25 protein-coding genes and 1 CRISPR repeat array (1 of these 26 running past the window's edge) are annotated in these 20,594 nt (G+C 41.9%); of the genes, 17 read left to right on the forward strand and 8 right to left on the reverse strand.

Translation table 11 applies throughout. The features are described 5' to 3' along the window. Positions 1-198: a CRISPR direct-repeat array (repeat unit 29 nt; unit sequence GTTTTATCTGAACGTAGTGGGATGTAAAG); it begins 1,822 nt to the left of the window's first position. Between the two features lie 143 nt (positions 199-341). Next, positions 342-1,127, forward strand: a complete 786-nt coding sequence (locus tag JV16_RS03205) for a DUF4405 domain-containing protein (RefSeq protein WP_042534223.1) — start codon at positions 342-344, stop codon at positions 1,125-1,127. 30 nt (positions 1,128-1,157) lie between these two features. Here JV16_RS03205 and sigK read toward each other — a convergent pair whose 3' ends face one another. Further along, positions 1,158-1,871: an RNA polymerase sporulation sigma factor SigK gene (gene sigK / locus JV16_RS03210; RefSeq protein ID WP_042534225.1), complete on the reverse strand. Its 714-nt coding sequence runs from the start codon at positions 1,869-1,871 to the stop codon at positions 1,158-1,160. 178 nt (positions 1,872-2,049) lie between these two features. Between sigK and JV16_RS03215 the strand changes: the two genes are divergently transcribed. Next, the gene (locus JV16_RS03215) at positions 2,050-3,363 is read left to right on the forward strand and encodes a TrkH family potassium uptake protein (protein WP_042534227.1); all 1,314 of its coding nucleotides are present in this window, start codon (positions 2,050-2,052) and stop codon (positions 3,361-3,363) included. Between the two features lie 26 nt (positions 3,364-3,389). Here the strand turns inward: JV16_RS03215 and motB are convergent, their stop codons facing one another. The 3 genes from motB to pssA all read right to left on the reverse strand — a co-directional run bounded on the left by motB (position 3,390) and on the right by pssA (position 5,589). Further along, positions 3,390-4,145, reverse strand: coding sequence for a flagellar motor protein MotB (gene motB / locus JV16_RS03220; protein ID WP_009374083.1), 756 nt, complete (start codon positions 4,143-4,145; stop codon positions 3,390-3,392). Next, complete coding sequence (gene motA / locus JV16_RS03225; RefSeq protein WP_021095143.1) at positions 4,129-4,929, reverse strand: flagellar motor stator protein MotA; 801 nt, start codon at positions 4,927-4,929, stop codon at positions 4,129-4,131. The genes motB and motA overlap by 17 nt, the downstream gene beginning before the upstream one ends. Positions 4,930-5,049: 120 nt before the next feature. Further along, entirely contained in the window at positions 5,050-5,589 is a 540-nt protein-coding gene (pssA, locus tag JV16_RS03230; RefSeq protein ID WP_021095142.1) for a CDP-diacylglycerol--serine O-phosphatidyltransferase, read from the reverse strand. Between the two features lie 124 nt (positions 5,590-5,713). Here pssA and JV16_RS03235 point away from each other — a divergent pair, with 124 nt between their 5' ends. Next, positions 5,714-6,511, forward strand: coding sequence for a phosphatidylserine decarboxylase (locus JV16_RS03235; protein WP_042534230.1), 798 nt, complete (start codon positions 5,714-5,716; stop codon positions 6,509-6,511). An 11-nt stretch (positions 6,512-6,522) separates the two neighbouring features. Here the strand turns inward: JV16_RS03235 and sda are convergent, their stop codons facing one another. Then, positions 6,523-6,663: a sporulation histidine kinase inhibitor Sda gene (gene sda / locus JV16_RS03240; RefSeq protein WP_021095140.1), complete on the reverse strand. Its 141-nt coding sequence runs from the start codon at positions 6,661-6,663 to the stop codon at positions 6,523-6,525. 279 nt (positions 6,664-6,942) lie between these two features. Here sda and JV16_RS03245 point away from each other — a divergent pair, with 279 nt between their 5' ends. The 8 genes from JV16_RS03245 to JV16_RS03280 are packed head-to-tail and all read left to right on the forward strand — an operon-like array spanning position 6,943 to position 11,931. Then, positions 6,943-7,455: a YqeG family HAD IIIA-type phosphatase gene (locus tag JV16_RS03245; protein ID WP_021095139.1), complete on the forward strand. Its 513-nt coding sequence runs from the start codon at positions 6,943-6,945 to the stop codon at positions 7,453-7,455. Positions 7,456-7,460: 5 nt separating this feature from the next. Continuing rightward, on the forward strand, positions 7,461-8,564 hold the full coding sequence (gene yqeH / locus JV16_RS03250) for a ribosome biogenesis GTPase YqeH (protein WP_042534395.1): 1,104 nt from the start codon (positions 7,461-7,463) through the stop codon (positions 8,562-8,564). Positions 8,565-8,584: 20 nt separating this feature from the next. Continuing rightward, entirely contained in the window at positions 8,585-9,412 is an 828-nt protein-coding gene (gene aroE, locus JV16_RS03255; protein ID WP_021095137.1) for a shikimate dehydrogenase, read from the forward strand. After that, positions 9,406-9,699, forward strand: a complete 294-nt coding sequence (gene yhbY, locus JV16_RS03260; RefSeq protein ID WP_021095136.1) for a ribosome assembly RNA-binding protein YhbY — start codon at positions 9,406-9,408, stop codon at positions 9,697-9,699. The genes aroE and yhbY overlap by 7 nt, the downstream gene beginning before the upstream one ends. A gap of 10 nt (positions 9,700-9,709) precedes the next feature. After that, on the forward strand, positions 9,710-10,276 hold the full coding sequence (locus JV16_RS03265; protein WP_042534231.1) for a nicotinate-nucleotide adenylyltransferase: 567 nt from the start codon (positions 9,710-9,712) through the stop codon (positions 10,274-10,276). Beyond that, positions 10,266-10,841 carry a bis(5'-nucleosyl)-tetraphosphatase (symmetrical) YqeK gene (gene yqeK / locus JV16_RS03270; RefSeq protein WP_009374066.1) on the forward strand — a complete coding sequence of 192 codons (576 nt, stop codon included), beginning with the start codon at positions 10,266-10,268 and terminating at the stop codon, positions 10,839-10,841. The genes JV16_RS03265 and yqeK overlap by 11 nt, the downstream gene beginning before the upstream one ends. After that, positions 10,838-11,194 (forward strand): ribosome silencing factor, encoded by a 357-nt coding sequence (gene rsfS / locus JV16_RS03275; RefSeq protein WP_021095133.1) that lies wholly within the window; start codon positions 10,838-10,840, stop codon positions 11,192-11,194. The genes yqeK and rsfS overlap by 4 nt, the downstream gene beginning before the upstream one ends. Beyond that, the gene (locus JV16_RS03280) at positions 11,191-11,931 is read left to right on the forward strand and encodes a class I SAM-dependent DNA methyltransferase (protein ID WP_042534233.1); all 741 of its coding nucleotides are present in this window, start codon (positions 11,191-11,193) and stop codon (positions 11,929-11,931) included. The genes rsfS and JV16_RS03280 overlap by 4 nt, the downstream gene beginning before the upstream one ends. Before the next feature lie 52 nt (positions 11,932-11,983). Here JV16_RS03280 and comER read toward each other — a convergent pair whose 3' ends face one another. Then, the gene (gene comER / locus JV16_RS03285; RefSeq protein WP_042534235.1) at positions 11,984-12,814 is read right to left on the reverse strand and encodes a late competence protein ComER; all 831 of its coding nucleotides are present in this window, start codon (positions 12,812-12,814) and stop codon (positions 11,984-11,986) included. 77 nt (positions 12,815-12,891) lie between these two features. On the opposite strand from comER, the gene JV16_RS03290 reads away from it, so the two are divergent. The 3 genes from JV16_RS03290 to JV16_RS03300 are packed head-to-tail and all read left to right on the forward strand — an operon-like array spanning position 12,892 to position 16,243. Next, entirely contained in the window at positions 12,892-13,482 is a 591-nt protein-coding gene (locus tag JV16_RS03290) for a helix-hairpin-helix domain-containing protein (RefSeq protein WP_042534237.1), read from the forward strand. A gap of 46 nt (positions 13,483-13,528) precedes the next feature. Next, the gene (locus JV16_RS03295) at positions 13,529-13,996 is read left to right on the forward strand and encodes a ComE operon protein 2 (RefSeq protein ID WP_021095129.1); all 468 of its coding nucleotides are present in this window, start codon (positions 13,529-13,531) and stop codon (positions 13,994-13,996) included. Positions 13,997-14,014: 18 nt separating this feature from the next. Beyond that, positions 14,015-16,243: a DNA internalization-related competence protein ComEC/Rec2 gene (locus tag JV16_RS03300; RefSeq protein WP_042534239.1), complete on the forward strand. Its 2,229-nt coding sequence runs from the start codon at positions 14,015-14,017 to the stop codon at positions 16,241-16,243. A gap of 48 nt (positions 16,244-16,291) precedes the next feature. On the opposite strand, the gene JV16_RS15090 is transcribed toward JV16_RS03300, so the two are convergent. Continuing rightward, entirely contained in the window at positions 16,292-16,426 is a 135-nt protein-coding gene (locus JV16_RS15090; protein ID WP_003393868.1) for a YqzM family protein, read from the reverse strand. Between the two features lie 239 nt (positions 16,427-16,665). On the opposite strand from JV16_RS15090, the gene holA reads away from it, so the two are divergent. Next, a complete protein-coding gene (gene holA / locus JV16_RS03310; protein WP_035063275.1) occupies positions 16,666-17,646 on the forward strand; it encodes a DNA polymerase III subunit delta in 981 nt (326 codons plus the stop codon). A gap of 144 nt (positions 17,647-17,790) precedes the next feature. Here holA and rpsT read toward each other — a convergent pair whose 3' ends face one another. Then, positions 17,791-18,057, reverse strand: coding sequence for a 30S ribosomal protein S20 (gene rpsT / locus JV16_RS03315; protein WP_021095125.1), 267 nt, complete (start codon positions 18,055-18,057; stop codon positions 17,791-17,793). Positions 18,058-18,248: 191 nt separating this feature from the next. Between rpsT and gpr the strand changes: the two genes are divergently transcribed. Together gpr and spoIIP are read left to right on the forward strand one after the other, a co-directional pair. Next, complete coding sequence (gene gpr, locus JV16_RS03320) at positions 18,249-19,352, forward strand: GPR endopeptidase (protein ID WP_021095124.1); 1,104 nt, start codon at positions 18,249-18,251, stop codon at positions 19,350-19,352. A gap of 64 nt (positions 19,353-19,416) precedes the next feature. Beyond that, positions 19,417-20,586, forward strand: a complete 1,170-nt coding sequence (spoIIP, locus tag JV16_RS03325; protein WP_021095123.1) for a stage II sporulation protein P — start codon at positions 19,417-19,419, stop codon at positions 20,584-20,586. Positions 20,587-20,594: the final 8 nt, after the last annotated feature.

Raw genomic sequence — 20,594 nt, forward strand, 5'->3', positions numbered from 1 at the left:
GGACTCATTTTTTCAATCATTTCGCGTGTCAGCGGGTTTTATCTGAACGTAGTGGGATGTAAAGTTCGGATACAACAGCGTACGAAACAAAGATTTGTATGAGTTTTATCTGAACGTAGTGGGATGTAAAGTTGTTTTCGACTTTTTCGAGCCGCGTGAGCCTTTTACTGTTTTATCTGAACGTAGTGGGATGTAAAGCTAGTAGTGGTCATAACGTTTTTTAAAACGGTAGGTGATGTTTTATCTAAACGTAGGTGAAATATCCCCCTTTCACCTAATTTTCACCATTCACTCGTACACTTACGGTATACAGTACATGATATGGTGAATCAGGGGGATATGTGTTGAAGAAAAACATCGTAAAAATCATATTGGACGTCTCAATGGCGATTACGTTTGTGTTGTTAATGAATCCGAGAGTGTTTAATGGATTGCCGTTTCATGAAATTGCTGGAACTGTAATCGGAGTGGCGATTCTTGTTCATATCGGATTGAACTATCGTTGGGTAATCAACACGACGAAAAAAATATTTTCTTCCGAACTTCCGAAGAAAACGAGGATCAGCTTTGCCTTAAACATCTTGTTGCTTGTTTCGATGGCAGCGGTCATTGTATCGGGGATTTTGATTTCGCGTGTTTTGTTTTCGAACGTCGCACTAGAGGGGAACCATTTTGTACGGGAAATTCACGACCTTTTCGCCAACACAACGCTTGCTTTAGTCGGCCTTCATCTCGGCTTGCATTGGCAATGGATCATGGGTGTTAGTAAAAAAGTGTTCAAAGCAAAGGACGGAACGTGGCGGAAAGGAGCGTTCATTTCTAGCGTGTTGACATTTGCGCTTTTAGCTGGCGGGATGTATTGGAGTTCGCAATATGTCAAGCCAAGCGAAGGAGAGTTCAAACCGAAATTTGCCGAACAAAACGCACCATCCTTTGCTGGAAAGACGGTTGGCACACTGCCAACCCCACCGGACGGAGCGTTTCGCCATGAAAAATTCCTTAAAGAACACGGCACAAACAACCCGCTGCTTGTCTTGCTTTACTACTTTACCATTTGGGCAGTGATGATCGTTCCCACATACTACATCGAAAAACGAATGCGCAAGAAACGAAAACTTAGCGTATGAAAGGTGTCCCGTGATGTTGGGACACCTGTTTTATGATCCTTTTTTTCCTTTATCGTGCTTATAACATTCGTGATATAGCTTCATTAATGCCCGTTTTTCGATGCGTGAAACGTAGCTGCGGGAAATGCCAAGTTCTTTAGCGATTTCGCGCTGGGTGCGTTCAGGTTGCATGTTTAAGCCGAAGCGGCTAACGATGACTTGTCGTTCACGATCGTCAAGGACGTGTAAATGTTGAGCGATATTTTCAAGCTCATTATTTTTTTCAATCATGTCGATAATGTCTTCATCTTCTGACTTTAATACATCGAGTAGACTAATTTCATTTCCGTCGCGATCTTGCCCGATCGGATCGTGCAAAGAAACGTCTTTCCTCGTTTTTTTCAGTGAACGAAGGTGCATTAAAATTTCATTCTCAATACAACGAGCAGCATATGTCGCTAGTTTCGTCCCTTTTCCTGTTGAATAGCTTTCGATCGCTTTAATTAAGCCGATTGTGCCGATGGAAATTAAATCTTCCGGATCTTCTCCGGTGTTTTCGAACTTCTTTACAATGTGCGCAACGAGGCGCAAATTGTGTTCGATGAGCTTGTTGCGTGCGTATTCATCCCCTTTTGCCATTTGTTTTAAATACATCGCTTCTTCTTTTGCATCAAGCGGTTGTGGAAAGGCGTTGTTTTTCACATAAGATACGAAAAAGACGAGCTCCTTTATAAACAAAGCAAGCGCAGAAAAAATGGTACCCATCATCGTTCACCTCGCAGGTGGTCTTTTGTTGCTTATGTATGTATATGCATTAGAAAACTTGTTCGTGTTTGGACACATCATTTTTCTTTTTTCCCCTTTGTTTGTGAACAGAAAATCTTGTATAATCGGAACATGTAACATACATACGAAAGAAGGATGAAGCGTGAGAAGGGCAATGATGAAACCGTTAAAGCTCACCCCACCTCAATTGTTAGCTAGCATGTTTCTTTTTCTTGTCGTTGTCGGTGGAGTGTTGTTGAAGTTGCCGATTGCAACAGAGAAGGAAATTAGTTGGCTCGATGCGTTCTTTTTATCGACATCCGCAGCAACCGTAACCGGCTTAGCACCGATTGATCCCGGTTCGACATTTACTGTATTTGGAGAAGTTGTTTTAATGGTGCTTATTCAAGTTGGTGGGCTCGGTATTATGACATTTGCAGTGCTTGTCGTCATTGTGCTCGGAAAAAAAATCGGGATGAAGCAACGCATGTTGATGCAAGAGGCGTTAAATCAGCCATCGCTCGGTGGTGTCATTCGTTTGGCGCGCAATTTACTGTTGTTTTCTTTATTTATGGAACTCGTCGGGGCGGCGTTGTTGGCAATCGATTGGGTTCCGAAAATGGGCTGGGCGAAAGGGTTATATTACAGCCTTTTTCATACCATTGCATCGTTCAATAATGCTGGATTTGCGTTATGGCCTGATAATTTATCGCGTTTCGTCGGTGATCCGATCGTCAATGTGACGGTCACGTTATTAGTTATCATCGGCGGGCTCGGTTTTACCGTCGTATTTGACGTATTGTATCAACGCCGTTGGAGAAAGTTATCTATTCATACGAAGCTGATGTTAGTCATGACGCTTGTTGTGAACATTGTAGCGATCATTTCCTTCTTTCTATTCGAACATAACAACCCAAAAACGCTTGGCTCTCTTTCGCTTCGTGAACAACTATGGGCATCGTATTTTCAAGGCATTACGCCGAGAACAGCGGGATTTAATACGATTGATATCGGTTCACTTGAACAACCGACGGCGATGCTTATGATTTTCCTTATGTTTATCGGAGCAGGAAGCACGTCGACAGGCGGAGGAATTAAGCTGACGACGTTTGCGGTCATTATTTTTGCGGTGATAAGTTTTTTAAAAGGAAAAGAAGAAACGGTCGTTTGGATGCGAACGATTCGCCATACGATTATTTTACGAGCATTGGCCATCGCGTCCATGAGCATGTTGTTTATTTTTGTTATGACGATGATATTGACACTTACGGAAGATGCTTCGCTTCTTGCGCTTTTATTTGAAGTTGTATCCGCATTTGGCACAGTTGGACTGTCGATGAATATGACGATGCATTTATCAACGATCGGAAAAGTGCTCATTATTTGCGTCATGTTGTTTGGGAAATTAGGCCCGTTAACGCTCGTATATTCGATTGCGAAGCCGAAAAAGACAAACATTCGTTATCCGAATGGCGATATATTGACAGGATGAAAAAAGCGAGGGAGACTCCCTCGCTTTTATTGGGCTGGTTCTTGAGGCATAATTAAAATTTCGACCCGTCGGTTTTTCGCGCGTCCTTCAGGTGTCGCATTTGAGGCGATCGGTTTAAACTCTCCATACCCTTTTGCGCTAAATAACTGCGGGTTTAACCTTGTATTTTCAAGCAATAGTTTCATAAAGTTGACGGCGCGCATAACACTTAATTCCCAGTTCGAAGCAAATTTCGCATTGTTGATTGGCACGTTGTCGGTATGTCCGCTAATGACAATATTGCGCGGCGGATTCATGACAAGCAAGTTCGATATTTTTTTTGCGACATCGCGATATTGCGGTTTAATATCAGCGCTGCCTGAGTCGAACAACACATCGTTTGCAATCGTCACAAGCAATCCTTCTTCTGTCATCGCGACAGACAATTCTCCACTTAGTTGATTCGTTTTGACGTATTCGTTAAATTTACTTTGAATCTTTTTTAATTCCTCGTATTCTTCTTTTGAAATTTTGACATACGGTTTTTGATTTGGCGAATCTTTAATAATCGAGTCCATTTCTTCTCGTTCAACGGGACTTAAATATTGTAGTGCCCCTGTCCCACCTGTAAATACGCTATTAAACGCACGTGCAATTTCCATAAATTTTTTTGAGTCAATTTGACTACTTGCGAATAAAACGATAAATAGCGCAAGCAACAACGTTAATAAGTCGGCGTACGGAATTAACCAGCTTTCATCGACATGTTCCTCATGATGATGTTTTTTATGCTTTTTCGCCATTATTTTGAGCTCCTTGTCCTAAAAGTTTTTGACGTTCGCTCATCGGTAAATAAGAAGCTAATTTTTGTTCAATCGCCCGCGGTGCTTGTCCTTCAATGATCGAAAGCACGCCTTCAACCATCACTTGCCGCACTTTAATTTCTTCTTTCGATTTGCGTTTTAGCTTGTTCGCAAATGGATGCCAAAGCACGTATCCTGTAAAAATTCCCATGAGCGTCGCAACGAACGCTGCACTAATTGCGTGACCAAGACGTTCGATATCGGACATATCTTGAAGGGCAGCGATCAATCCGACGACGGCACCAAGTACCCCAAGCGTTGGAGCATACGTTCCTGCTTGCGTAAAAATTGTTGCATTCGCTAAATGGCGTTCTTCCATCGCTTCAATTTCTTCAGTCATGACATCGCGAATAAATTCTTGTGATTGTCCGTCAATCGCTAAACTTAATCCGTTACGTAAAAATGGGTCATCGATTTCAGCTACTTTTGCTTCTAACGCTAACAACCCTTCGCGGCGAGCGATGTTTGCCCACTCAACGAACAGCGGAATGAGCTCTTCAATTTTTGGCGTTTTTGACTCTTTAAAAAGGACCCCGAATAACTTTGGGACTTTTGCAATTTCTTTCGTTGGAAAGGCGATTGTGACGGCGGCCGCTGTCCCTAATAAAATGATTAAAATCGCAGCGGGGTTAATGAGCACGGCCGGGCTTACCCCTTTAAACACCATTCCGACACCGACAGCGATAATGCCAAGAATGAGCCCGATTAAGGACGTACGGTCCATGTTATCACCTCTAGTTGTTGTAGAATGAAAAATAAATCCAAGTTTATCATATAACTTATCCGAATGTTTGAAAAGGGAAATTTGTACGAAAAAAACCCTTGAAGTGGGAAACTTCAAGGGTTACATTTTCTTTAATCGGAATGAGCCGACCATTAAAAGCGAAAGCGTAAAAATAATAAAAATAAAGACGTAAGGTGGAAAATAGTGAATCGTTAAATAACTAAGCGTCAATAAACAACCTGCTGCTGTGATCGGCAAACCGGTAAAATATCCGTTGCTTTCCGTAACGTTAAATCGTGCTAGGCGAAAAGCGCCGCAACCGATATAAAAAATCGTAAAAAATGAGCCGGGTGCACCAAATTCGTGCAATAATCCTTGATAAAGTAATAGTGCAGGCGCTACTCCAAATGATATAATATCACTCATTGAGTCTAATTGCTTCCCTAAGTCAGATTCAATGTTCATTTTCCGAGCGACTGTTCCGTCAAAACGATCGGCAAGTGCCGCTAAAAAAATAAACAATACAGATACGTTTAGCTGGCCTTTCACCGCAAATAAAATGGCAAAGCCACCTAAGCTTAAATTTGTCAACGTCAATACGTTTGCCGTATGCGCTTTAAGTTTTTTGATGGTATGATCAATATAATCAGATAAAAACATACACGTTCACTCCTTTATTAAAATCGTGCCGACCCACTTGCCAAAAATATCACTCGGTTACTAATATTTTATTGATAATAAGCAAACTAGTAAAGGATATTCTTTACTTTAGGAGGGAAAATCGTTGGTTAAATGGCTATATCGCCTCTTTATTGAATTAACAAATCATCCTTTGACATCGAAGTGGCTCGCTTCGTTTACGCGCTCAAAATGGAGTCGCTTAGTTATTCCATCTTATGCGAAAGTATATAAAGTCAATGAAGAAGAAATGGAAAAAAAGTTGCACGAATATGAAACGCTTCAACAATTGTTCGTTCGCTCCTTAAAAGAAGGACTTCGTCCGATCGATGAACATCCAGATAGTGTCGTAAGTCCTGTCGATGCGGTGATCGAAGATGTTGGCATCATTACGGACAAGAAAGAAATAATCGTCAAAGGAAAAACGTATTCCATTCGTGAAATGCTCGGTGATGACCACATAGCTGAAAAGTATTTGCATGGAACGTTTATTATTTTGTATTTAAGTCCAAGCCATTATCATCGCATTCATAGCCCAATATGTGGGGAAGTTGTGAAGCAATGGACGCTCGGCGGCAAGTCATACCCTGTCAACCGCCTCGGATTAAAGTATGGCAAAGATCCACTTTCTAAAAATTACAGAAGAATTACTGAACTGTGTACAAATGGCATGCATACAGCCATTGTGAAAGTCGGAGCGATGTTTGTCAACAGCATTGAATTAACACATGAACATGACTATGTGAACAAAGGGGAAGAAATCGGATATTTTTCGTTCGGTTCAACCGTTGTGTTATTGTTTGAAAAAGGCGCCTTTACGCTAGATGAACAAATTATTCCGCCACTTGAAGTAAAAATGGGGCAACGTCTCGGCTTTTTTGCGCAAAAGAAAAAGAGCCAGTAACTAAGGGCTCGTTATGAAGACTGTTTAATTTTATGGTCCAAATGGCGACGGAAAATTTCACGTTCAATGAGTTGAATAAATTCTTTACTTAATTGTAATTCTTTCGCTTTGTAGTATGACTCAATTAACAAGTCGTCAGGCAAACATTTCATTTTTTTCGCCTCCTCGGTATACATGGAAAGATGTATACATATAATGGTAGGTTTATCTTTACTTTACCATAAATCAAACATAAGAACAATTGTTCTAATTATCCACATATGTTGGTGGATAAGTTGTGGATTTGTTGTTTATAACGATGAAGAAATGTTGAAAAATGAATGTGGATCATGTGTATAAAGTTATCCACACGATGTGAAAAACGTCGGATTTTGTCGAAAAATTTTACAATTTGTTTATTTATGTAAAAAAGAGAGAAGGAATGAGGACGTATGTTAAAATATTTTTTGCCGAACGAACATGCGAAAAGTATTTTTGAAATTACCCCAGAACATTTACAACAAAAAGGAATAAAAGGAATTATTACAGATTTAGATAACACGTTAATTGAATGGGATCGTCCGCTTGCGACGCCTGACGTTGTTCGGTGGTTTGAACAAATGAAACAAAGCGGCATTCAAGTCACCGTCGTATCTAATAACAATAAAAAGCGAGTGGAAGCGTTCGCTAAGCCGCTTGGCATTCCGTTCATTTTCGAGGCGCGCAAGCCGTTGACGCGAGCGTTTCAACAAGCGTTGCGCGACATGAAATTGAAAAAAGAAGAAGTTGTCGTCATTGGCGATCAACTTCTCACCGATGTATTTGGTGGCAATCGGCTTGGGCTACATACGATTTTAGTCGTTCCTGTTGCACAAACAGACGGTTTTTTTACTCGAATTAACCGAAACATTGAACGAAAAATCTTAAATATGATGCGAAAAAAAGGTATGATTCATTGGGAGTGATGAAAATGAGTGAACAAATGATTTGCATTGGATGTGGAGGCACAATTCAAACGGAAGATGAAACGAAAATCGGATATGCGCCCCCTTCAGCGCTAGAGAAAGATCCAATTATTTGCCAACGCTGTTTTCGATTAAAACATTACAACGAAGTGCAAGACGTGTCGTTAACGGATGACGACTTTTTAAACATTTTGCACGGCATCGGACAAGCGGACGGATTAGTCGTGAAAATCGTCGATATTTTTGATTTTAACGGCAGCTGGCTGCCGGGACTACACCGATTTGTCGGGAAAAAAGATGTACTTCTTGTCGGAAATAAAGTTGATTTATTGCCAAAATCAGTAAAATATGAAAAAGTAACGCGATGGATGAAACAATCCGCTCGCGAGCTCGGTTTACAGCCGCGCGACGTCTTTTTAGTGAGCGCCAATAAAGGATATGGAATAAAAGAAGTGATGGCAGCGATTGATGAATACCGCAACGAAAAAGACGTGTATGTCGTTGGTTGCACGAACGTTGGGAAATCAACGTTTATTAATCGCATCATTAAAGAAGCGACAGGAAAGGGCAATGTCATTACGACATCGTATTTCCCAGGAACGACGCTTGATATGATTGAAATACCGCTTGATGACGGCTCGGCCCTTTATGATACGCCGGGAATTATTAACCATCATCAAATGGCGCATTTCGTCGATAAAAAAGATTTAAAAGTCATTACGCCAAAGAAAGAAATTAAACCGAAAGTGTATCAATTAAATGAACAACAAACGTTATTTTTCGGAGGGCTAGCTCGGTTAGATTATGTAAGCGGTGGAAGACGTCCATTTGTATGTTATATGTCAAATGAATTGTTTATTCATCGAACGAAGCGTGACCATGCGGATGAGTTGTATGAGAAACATCTTGGGGAATTGTTGCAGCCGCCGCGCAAAAGCTATTGCGAGCAATTGCCACCGCTTGTTGCCCATCATTTCACATTAAAAGAACCGAAAACAGATATTGTTTTTTCAGGGCTCGGTTGGGTGACATGTCATGAACCTGGCGCTCATGTCGTTGCGTATGCGCCAAAAGGTGTCGGTGTCATGTTGCGCCGATCGCTCATTTAACAGAAGAGGGGGAGAGGAACTTGAAATTATTTGCGCTAATCGGCTGTCCTGTTCATCATTCCTTATCACCGCTTATGCATAACGATGCGTTTCAATCGTTACGTATCGATGCGCATTATCATGCGTTTCATGTTGAACCTCACCTGTTAAAAGAGGCAGTGCAAGGGTTAAAAGCGTTACAATGTGCAGGGTTTAATGTGACGATTCCACATAAAACAGCGGTGATGGCGTATATGGATGAACTTGATGAAACGGCAAAACAAATGGGAGCCGTCAATACAGTCGTCAATGAAAATGGGAAGTGGATTGGTTATAATACAGATGGTGAAGGGTTTGTCCGAGCGTTATGTGAGCAAATGAACATCGACTTATCGGGTGCGCGCATTTTGCTTGTTGGTGCAGGGGGAGCGGCGCGCGGCATTTATTTTACTCTTTTGAAACATCGTGTGTCTGCTGTGGATGTATGTAATCGCACGGCAGGAAAGGCGGAGACGTTTATTGCAAAACAAACATCTTCTGTTTACTCGCTTGAGGAAGCAGAGGAACGTTTAGGGGAGTATGATATTATTATTAATACAACGTCTGTCGGCATGTATCCACATGTCGATGCGATGCCTATTTCTCTTCAAACGTTAAAAAAAGGGACGATCGTCAGCGATATTATTTATAATCCGCTGATGACAAAATGGCTGCAAGAAGCAAAAGAGAAGGGAGCGCGCGTGCAAAACGGCGTCGGCATGTTCGTCTACCAAGGTGCACTAGCGTTTGAAAAATGGACAGGGATCTTTCCGAATACAAAACGAATGGAACAAGTTGTGATGCAACAGTTAGGAGGAAAAACATGTTAACAGGAAAACAAAAGCGATTTTTACGTTCTTTAGCCCATCATTTAACGCCAATTTTTCAAGTCGGAAAGGGCGGCGTGAACGACAATATGATTAAACAAATTGTTGATGCCCTCGAAGCGAGAGAGCTCATTAAAGTGAGTGTATTAAAAAACTGCGAGGAAGAAAAAGAAGTGATTGCCGAGCAGTTAGCGAGCGGAGCAGGGGCGGAAGTCGTTCAACTGATCGGTCATACGATTGTGTTATACAAAGAGTCTCGTGAACGAAAGCAAATTGTGTTACCAAAATAGGAGCGATGCAGTGAAAAAAGTAGGCATTTTAGGTGGGACGTTTGACCCGCCTCATTATGGGCATTTATTAATTGCAGATGATGTGCGAACGGAATTAAAGCTCGATGAAATATGGTTTATGCCAAACTACATTCCGCCGCATAAAGATAAACAGGTGACCGATCATGTGCATCGTGTCAATATGTTGCGTATGGCAATTGCCAATCAACCACACTTTCGCGTTGAAACGATTGAATTAGAACGGAAAGAGCAATCGTATACGTACGACACGATCGTTTTGTTAAAAAAAAGATATCCGCATACGGCATTTTACTTCATTATTGGCGGAGACATGGTCGAATATTTGCCGCATTGGTATCGCATTGACGAACTCGTTCAGCTCATTCAATTTGTCGGCGTGAAACGTCCGGGCTATTCCCTTTGTACACCGTATCCCATTATAGAAGTGGACGTGCCGACGTTTGCGGTTTCTTCTTCGCTCATTCGCGAACGCATTCAAGCCGGGAAAAGTGTGACGTATTTGTTGCCAGAAGCGGTTCAATTATATATAAAGGAGAATCGGTTGTATGAAACGTGAAGAAGCGTTAGCTATCGTGCGCAAGCAATTAAAAGAACAGCGGTACGTTCATACGGTAGGTGTGATGGAAACAGCTATTGAGCTAGCGAAATTATACGGAGCTGATGTGCAAAAGGCGGAATTAGCTGCCATTTTTCACGACTACGCGAAATTCCGTACGAAAGAAGAAATGAAGCGCATCATTGTAGAACAACAAATGCCACAAGACTTGTTAGCATATAGTCCGGAATTATGGCATGCGCCTGTTGGGGCATATTTAGTACAAACGGAAGTCGGCATTCAAGATGAAGAAATTTTGCAGGCGATTCGTTATCATACATCAGGGCGACCAAACATGACATTGCTTGAAAAAATTGTGTATATCGCCGATTATATTGAGCCGAATCGTTCGTTTCCAGGCGTTGATGAAGTGCGGGCGCTAGCGCGAGAACATTTAGATCATGCGCTTTTCCGTGCGCTTCAAAATACGATTCAATTTTTAATGGACAAACGCGAGCCCATTTACCCAGATACGTTTCATACGTATAATGATATAGCAAAAAAATTAAAGGGGGTTTCATCGTGACAGAACGAGATATTTTACGCATCGCAGTCAAAGCAGCAGATGAGAAAAAGGCAGAAAACATTGTAGCATTGAATATGAAAGGCATTTCGCTCGTTGCCGATTATTTTATGATTTGCCACGGCAATTCAGATAAACAAGTGCAGGCGATTGCGCGTGAAATTAAAGAAAAAGCTGAAGAACATGATGTTGTAGTCAAACGTGTGGAAGGATTTGACGAAGCGCGTTGGATTTTAGTTGATTTAGGAGATGTCGTCGTCCACGTGTTTCATAAAGAAGACCGGGAATATTACAATCTCGAACGGTTATGGGGCGATGCGCCGCTTGAACAAATTGAGAGTGATCTTCGGGCATGACGTACGAACGGTTTGCGAGTTGGTATGATCAATTAATGAGCGATGCTCCGTATGATCAATGGTGTGCGCTCGTCGAACGAGCGGTCTCATCTTACCAGACAGGAAAGCGAATGCTTGATCTCGGATGCGGCACAGGAGAGCTTGCCCTTCGTTTAGCTGAAAAAGGATTTGACGTGACAGGTGTGGATGTATCGGAACAAATGTTGGCGATTGCGCAAATGAAAGCGCAAGAACGCGGAGTCGATCTTTCGTTTTTTCAGCAAGATATGCGGGATTTTGGTCCGTTTGAGCCGTTTGATACGATCGTCATTTTTTGCGATTCACTCAATTATTTATTGCAGGAAGAAGATGTGGTCGCTACGTTTTCGCGCGTATATGATCAATTGAAGTCAGGTGGATTGTTTTTATTTGACGTTCATTCTTTATTTAAAATGGAAAACGTCTTTTTACAACATGGGACGTTTGCGAGCAATGATGACGAAGTGAGCTATATATGGAACTGTTATCCGGGCTCGTGGCCACATAGCGTCGAACATGAATTGACGTTTTTTGTCCGATTAGACGAAGGGGTATATGAGCGAGTTGATGAAATGCATGTGCAGCGAACGTACGATGTTGAACGATACGTGACGTGGTTAAAGCAAGCTGGTTTTCGCTTGTTGCACATATGGGCGGATTTTACAGAACAACAGCCGACAAATGAAAGCGAGCGCATTTTTTTCATTGCGCAAAAATAACGTCCCAAAAGTGTTTGCTTTTGGGACGTTTTATTTAGCAGGATTTTTTTTATTAATCGCGAATATAATCGATTTGTTGGCGCACCTTTTCTTTTTCTTCGTCAAATTTTTCATGTGTTTTTTGAAAAATGTGAACGAACAAGTCTCCGACTTCTTTTTCTAACACGTCAATGCCAGCCCCTGTAATGCCACCTTTGACGCACACTTTCTCCTGCAATGTCGGCAACGTATACAATTGTTGTTCAAGCAAGGCACCTAGCCCGATCATCATTTCTGTCGCTAACATCGTTGCTTGTTCTTTTGTAATGGACGTTTGTTGCACAGCTGCATCGATAAATTTTTGAATTAAGTAGCTAAAAAAGGCAGGTCCGCAGCTCGTTAAATCAGAAGCGATGCGCGTAATAGGCTCGTCTATGTATATTGGACGAGAAATGGAACGAAACAGCTGTTCAACTGTTGTCCGATATGCATCTGCGCAACGTTCGCTGACGGTAATTAAAGAGCTCCCTGCGAGCGCGCGGTTTGTGATGCTCGGAATGACGCGAATGACGTGGCATGGCACGAGCGATTCGAGCTGTTGAACAGAGACCGGGCTCGTAATCGATACGATGCAATGATCATCTGTTAAATGTGGACGTAGTTGCTTTAAAACAGCAGGCATATGTAACGGCTTTGTGCAAATGAAAATAATCGTTGCATGTTTTGCTATTTCTTCGTTCGTTTGTATGACATGAACGTTTGGGTAACGTTGTTGTATACTGTACGCTTTTTCAAGCGTCCGATTCGTAATAAATAGTTGTTCTTGCTTTACAGCATTGCTGTTAATAAACGATTCAATTAAAATCGTTCCCATGTTTCCTGTTCCGATAAACCCTATATTCAACGGTACTCCCCCCTTATCCGTCACCACTATATGTCATATGTATGCGACGATGACACGTTTTATGAAAGGGTGAACGTATGAAGTGGATAAAAACGTATGAGCGTTGGATATATATTGGGGCACTTGTCGTTGGAGCGATCATTTGGGTGACGCAACGAGAAGAAACGACGATACAACCGTTGCCGTTAGAACAAAATGAACAACAAGTAGAACAGGCGGAGAAACAAGAAGAGCAAACGTCTGTTTTCGTCGATGTGAAAGGAGCGGTCAAGCGAGCTGGAGTATATGAAGTCGCACCGACAAGCCGTATTCGAGATGTCATTGAAATAGCAGGAGGATTAACAGAAGAAGCGGATGAAACGAAAGTGAATTTGGCGATGAAAGTGCGGGATGAAATGGTCATTTACGTGCCGAAAAAAGGCGAAGAAATAAGCGAATTAGCAGACACGCATACGACGACAGACGGATCAAACGGAAAAGTAAACATTAATACAGCCACAGCAGAGCAACTGCAAACGTTACAAGGTATCGGGCCTGCGAAAGCCGCTGCCATTATTGCGTATCGCGAAGAGCACGGACCGTTTCAAAAGGCGGAAGATTTGTTGAATGTGAGCGGAATTGGGCAAAAATCGCTTGAAAAAATAAAAGAACAAATTGTCGTCCGTTAAAATTGGCGATAAACTAAAGGCATAATGGACAAGGGGGAGAAGCGATATGAACCGAATTACATGGGATCAATATTTCATGGCACAAAGCCATTTATTAGCGTTACGTAGCACGTGCACAAGGCTGGCGGTCGGCGCAACGATCGTGCGCGATAAACGTATCATTGCAGGGGGATATAACGGCTCAATCGCAGGCGGGGCGCATTGTATAGACGAAGGGTGTTATGTCATCGATAACCATTGTGTGCGTACGATTCATGCGGAAATGAACGCCATTTTACAATGCGCGAAGTTTGGTGTGCCAACAGAAGGGGCGGAAATATACGTCACCCATTTTCCTTGTTTACAATGTTGTAAAGCGATTATTCAAAGCGGGATAAAAGCTGTTTATTATGCGAATGACTATAAAAATCATCCGTTTGCTTTGCAATTGTTTGAACAAGCAGGAGTAACGGTCAAGCACGTCCCGTTTGATGTGGAATCTATTCCGACATTTTTACATGCGAAGGGGAGATGATGTATCGTTTATGTAGCGATGGCGGCCGTTTTGGCCGTCCTGTCTATATTGACGAAATCGGTTGTTTGCTTTGTGCTCTCGGTTGCGTATCATTTGTTTTTGTTTTGGCGGAAGCGGGCGTTCTTTTTCGTTTGTGCTAGCGGTTATTTGTTTTTTTCGTTATGGAGCCATTGGATCGATCGTCATAACGTGACGACACTTTCAGGACATGAAACAGCGTTTTTCGTGCGATTTGTTGCTCCGATTTATATCGATGGGGATCGAATAAAAACGGTTGTACAATGGAAACAAGAACGTTTACAGCTTATTTATCGCCTTCGTACGGAAGAAGAAAAACAAGAATGGGATGCGCTTCAAATTGGTACGGCCTGTTTGGTGAAAGGAGCGCTTGAACGTCCATCTTTACCGACGAATCCGTATGCGTTCAATTATCGCCAATATTTGTTTTATCATCGTATCCATTGGATCGTTCGCCCTACTTCGCTTGAACGGTGCATGCGCACACATGTGACATGGGTGGAACGATTACAAATCATTCGTCAACAAGGCATTCGCTACATTCAAAGCCATTTTCCTCATGACGTAGGGGCGTTTATGCAGGCGCTAATTTATGGTGAACGAAGCGATATAGAGCCAACCGTTCTTGCGAGCTATCAAAAGTTAGGGCTTATTCATTTGCTAGCGATTTCAGGTTTGCATATGACATTGCTTGCTGGTGGTTGTTTTTATTTATTCATTCGCTTCGGGATCACAAGGGAACGAGCAACCGTGATTTTATTATGTTGTATTCCTTTATACGTCATTTTATCAGGGGCCGCTCCGTCAGTGATGCGCGCAGCAGTGATGACAAGTTGTTTTCTTCTCTTTTCCTCTCGTCTTCGTACGCTTGATGCATTAAGCGTCGCTTGTCTTCTTTTACTACTAAAAGATCCATATATGATATTTCATCTCGGTTTTCAATTATCTTTTCTCGTTTGTTTCGCGTTAATCATTTGTTCTTCGTTTATTCAAAACGAACGTTCAATGATTCGTCAGTTGTTTATGACGTCGTTTATTGCACAAATAGGGGCATTACCGATTTTGCTTTACCATTTTTATGAAGTTTCCATTTTATCGATTCCATTAAACATCATGTTTGTTCCGCTTTATTCTTTTGTCATTTTGCCGCTCTCATTTCTCGCATGGTTTATCCACGTCTTTATGCCGTTTGTTAGCCCGATCATCACATATGTATTGACGTTTGTAATTGAACATACAAACAAGCTTGTCACTTCATTAGCAGATTCGTTTTTGCTCACCCTCGGTCGTCCGCCAACATGGCTATTGATCGCTTATATCATCTCGATTGCTCTCTTTTTTCTTTCGTTTGAGTATAAACAAATCATCTTTCGCTTTTCGTTTCTTTTTGTGATCATCGTTCATTTCGTTTGGCCGTTTTTTCGTCCGAGCGGTGAAGTCGTCATGTTAGATGTTGGACAAGGAGATAGTATATATATTGAACTGCCGTATCGAAAGGCGATTTACATGATTGATACGGGTGGAACGATGTCATTTGGCGATGAGCCGTGGAGAAAAAGGAAGCAATCGTTTCGTGTCGGTGAAGATGTCATCGTTCCGTTTTTGAAAGCAAAGGGGGTTCGGACACTTGATGCGCTCATTGTGACACATGGTGATTTCGATCATATTGGGGATGCAAGCGATGTATTAAATGCTGTCCGTGTGCGAAAATTGTTTGTCGGTATGCACAAAAATGATTTGCTGCAAACGGTCATGGCACATGCGATCAATAAAGGGACGCATGTCCAAATGGTGAAAAGCGGCGATCGTTGGACGGTTGGGAAAGCGCAATTTCACATTCTTTCTCCATTTGGAAATGAAGAGACGACAAATGACGGTTCGATTGTGCTGTATGCGTTTATGGGAGGAGCATATTGGCTATTTACAGGTGATTTAGAAGAAAAAGGAGAACAACAACTCATCACGATGTACCGCTCATTGCCCGTTGACATATTAAAAGTCGGGCATCACGGAAGTAACACATCGACATCTGAGCCATTTTTACGACATATTCGTCCGAAAGTGGCGCTTATTTCAGTCGGACGTCGCAATCGATACGGTCATCCGCATCGTGAAGTGATCGACCGTTTGCGTGACTATCACGTTCGTACGTTTCGTACGGATGAACATGGTGCGATCGTCATTCGTTTTTCGAAACAAATAAGCACCATTCAAACCTTTTCGCCATAAAATGCAAGAAAAAAGAGACTGCAACGTGCAATCTCTTTCGGGTGTTCATTATGCGCCGAAAAATTTTACAAGTGTAGCAATAATGAACATAGTGGCAAAAAAGCCGAATGATACGATGAAGCCAACAGCCGAGTCAACGGCATCGTTGCGCGTACATTGAACGTTTTTTTCAAATTCGTTCATGACCATCCCTCCTATTTTCTCACCATTAGTATAAGGGAAAAAAGAGAGAAAATCTACATCGTTGACAACAGTTGTCACAAATAGTTCGTGCGAGATCGGAAAAGATAAGGATACCCGTTGGACAAATGAGTTCCTAGGGCTTGTTTTCCAACGTTTAAATAAATGGGAGTTGGCGATTTTCATCTGCTAACTCCCTTGTAAAATGCTCCGAAACGTTGTATGTTCTTTAAAGAAAATGGATGAAGAATGGGGAAGAGAACATGGAACAACTATATGTCATATATGGCACGGAGCATTTTTTAATGAAGCAAGCGTATGAACAAATTGTTCGCCGGGCGTTGTCAGATGAAGAACGTGAATGGAATGTTAGTACATACGATTGTGAAGAAACACCAATTGAAGTGGCGCTTGAAGATGCGGAAACGCTTCCGTTTTTCGGTGAGCGCAAAATCGTCATCGTGAAGCAACCGTATTTTTTAACGGCGGAAAAAGGGAAAGAAAAAGTGGAACACGATATAAAACGGTTAGAAGCTTATATTGAAAAGCCCGCACCGTTTTCTAGCGTCATCTTCGTTGGAACGTATGAAAAGTTGGATGAACGGAAAAAAGTAACGAAAGCGTTATTAAAAAAAGCGCATGTGATCGTTGCCAAACCGCTCAACGAAAAAGAATTAAAACAATGGGTAAAAGGACAATGCCAAATCGACGATGATGCGATCGATGTGTTACTTACATTAGCTGGCACAGATTTAGCGACATTAGCGAATGAAATTGAAAAGCTTATGCTTTTTGCTGAACATCGTTCCATTACAGCAAGCGATGTTCGGTTACTTGTGTCGCGCACGCTTGAACAGAACGTATTTACCCTCGTTGAACAAATGGCAAAGCGAGACGTCCCAGCTGCGTTGCAAACGCTTCAAGATTTGTTGCGCCAAAATGAAGAACCAATTAAGCTTGTTGCTCTATTAGCAAGCCAATTTCGGCTTATTTATGAAGTGAAGGAACTGATGAAAACAGGGTACGGTCAACAACAAATCGCCTCGATGTTAGGTGTTCATCCGTTTCGTGTGAAAGTAGCGGCAAGTTATGCGAGCGGATTTTCAGAACAACAGCTCATGAGCATTTTATACGATTTAGCAGAAACCGACTATGCGCTAAAAAGTAGCGCAATGGATAAACAGTTGTTATTGCAGTTGTTTTTCTTAAAGTTGCAGCGGTAGAGATTTTATCTACCGCTTCATTCTTCATTAGGCAATTGAAAAAATAACGAAATCGTTTTTAACTGTTGTTTTACCCAATGAAACATATATCTCCCCTCCCAAAATGAAAAAACAGCTTGCCGCGTATGACAAGCTGTTTTTTCATTATGCTGTAATGCTGTTTAATTTTTTCGCTAAACGTGATTTATAGCGATTTGCAGCATTTTTGTGGATTAAGCCTTTGCTAGCTGCTTTGTCAATTTTTTTCGTTGCAAATGCGAAAGCTTCTTTTGCTTTTTCCACGTCTTTTAACTCAACAAGCGCTTCAAACTTTTTGATTGCTGTGCGCATTGCTGATTTCATAGCTGCGTTATGAGCGCGGCGCTTTTCGCTTGTTTTTGCACGTTTAATTGCAGATTTAATGTTTGCCATTTTTTCACCTCCGTTAACCGATCGCAAATATATACGTTCAATACGCGACAGTTCGATGAACAATAAGAACAAGTGATATTCTACCAAACTGCTCTTAATTATGCAATAGGGCAAAGCCGGAAAAGTGCGATTGTATGAAAAAGGAGGAAAATGGATAAAACAAATGATAAAAAATACATGGAGGAGACCGTATGATTGATTTACGACCGTATAGCGTACGAACGGATTTAGCCATTGAAGCGCACGAAATAGCCATTGAAGAACGATTGCAAAACGAAAAACAAACGTCGCTGGAAGGGGTATTCATTCGCGATTGGGAAGAAGATGGCATTCATTTTTCGTTTGTCGAAGTGACAGAGGAAGGTGCAAAAACGTTAGGGAAGAAAGCTGGAAAATATTTGACGATAGAGGCGCAAGGCATTCGAACACAAGATACCGATTTGCAGCAAAAAGTGGAAAAATTATTCGCAAAACATTTTCATGCCTTTTTACAGCAGCTTGGCATTTCGAAAGAAGCAAGTTGTCTTGTTGTCGGATTAGGGAATGCGGAAGTAACCCCTGATGCGCTCGGTCCGTTAGCTGTATCGAATTTAGTCGTGACGCGCCATTTATTTCAACTGCAACCAGAAAGCGTTCAAGACGGATTTCGGTCGGTCAGTGCGCTCGCTCCAGGGGTCATGGGGATGACAGGCATTGAAACGAGCGACGTCATTGCCGGTATTGTTGAAAAAATTCAACCGGATTTTATTATTGCCATTGATGCGTTAGCTGCGCGTTCGATTGAACGAGTAAATGCTACCATTCAAATTTCTGATACAGGCATTCACCCGGGATCAGGAGTGGGAAATAAACGAAAAGAACTTAGTAAACAAACGTTAGGTATTCCTGTCATTGCGATTGGTGTGCCGACGGTTGTTGATGCTGTGTCAATTGCAAGTGACACGATTGACTTATTGTTAAAACATCTCGGTCGCGAGATGAAAGAAGGCAATCAACCTGCCCGTGCTCTTGCCCCGGCGAGTCTCGTATTCGGAAAGAAAAAAAAGTTGACGGAAGAAGATTTACCGAGCGAATCGGATCGTTCTACTTTTTTAGGGATGGTCGGCATGCTTAATGAAGAAGAAAAACGGAAGTTAATTTACGAAGTGCTCGCCCCGATCGGCCATAATTTAATGGTTACGCCAAAAGAGGTTGATGTATTTATTGAGGAAATGGCAAACATATTAGCAGGCGGGTTGAATGCTGCCCTACATCATCGCATTGATCAAGAAAACGTTGGGGCATATACGCATTAGTTTTTCGTTCTACCTTTCAAAGCGTTGTCATATTGATAGAGTAGACAAGCTTTGAAAGGGTGAAGTGAAGAAAATGATGGTGACCGTTCACGGAACAAGTATAAAAAAGTGGATCATATTCATTTTGTTTACGTTTATTAGTACGATAACAGTTGTCGCGACAATGACAGCGACGTCAACATATCGCCTTTCCTCTTCTTCTGTTCATGAAATGACGAATCGTTTTTCGACGGAGTCGCTCGTATATGTACTTTCATTTGAAAATGTGTATTTTCGCGAAATGCTACCAAAAGAAAAACAGCAACTGCCGTATTCTACATATTTTTTTCAAATGACAACAAGCGTGAATTTTCAAGATCCGCGCAGTTTGTTAGGACGGGAGTTGCCCGGCTTTTCACTGTATGATAGCGAAATTATTTTAGCTGGTGAAGGAACGAACTTTACGAACATTCCGTACGAGTCGCCCCCTCCTTTAGAAGTGTTGCTTGCTGAGCGAGAAGCGGCACAAGAGCAGCTTCAAGAGGAAGAAACACCTCCTGCTCCTGCTCCTTCCCAAACGACAGGAGGAAAGAAAGTTGTCTACATTTATCATACACATACACAAGAATCGTACTTGCCAGCGTTAAAAGGGGTGACGAATCCAAACTTTGCGCATCATCCGACGGTGAATGTAACGAAAGTCGGAAAAAAATTAGGGGAAGAATTGGAAAAGCGCGGCATCGGTGCTGTCGTTGATACGACCGATTTTATCGGGAAGTTGTTAAAAAATAATATGCAATATTATCAAGCGTATGATATGTCGCGTAAAACAGTTGTCGAAGCGATGGCAAACAATCGAGACGTTCAATATCTCATTGACATTCACCGTGATTCCCGGCGTCGCAATGATACGACCGTGACGATTAACGGCGTTGACTATGCGAGAGTGTCGTTTATTATCGGTGGGGAGAACGCAAAGTATGAAAAAAACTTACAGCTTGTGACAAAATTGCACGAACTGCTTGAAAAAAAATATCCTGGGTTAAGCCGCGGAACATTTGAGAAAAAAGGGGTCGGAACAAATGGAAAGTTTAATCAAGATTTATCGGAGAACGCGATTTTAATCGAGTTTGGCGGAGTCGATAATACGTTTCAAGAATTGTATCGAACGGCATCAGCTGTGGCAGATGTATTTAGCGAATATTATTGGCAAGCAGAAAAAGTAAATGCGACACAACCGGCAGAAAAAAAGTAGGTGGGTAA

This window comes from Anoxybacillus ayderensis (genome assembly GCF_000833605.1).
In the GTDB taxonomy this organism is placed as follows: domain Bacteria; phylum Bacillota; class Bacilli; order Bacillales; family Anoxybacillaceae; genus Anoxybacillus; species Anoxybacillus ayderensis.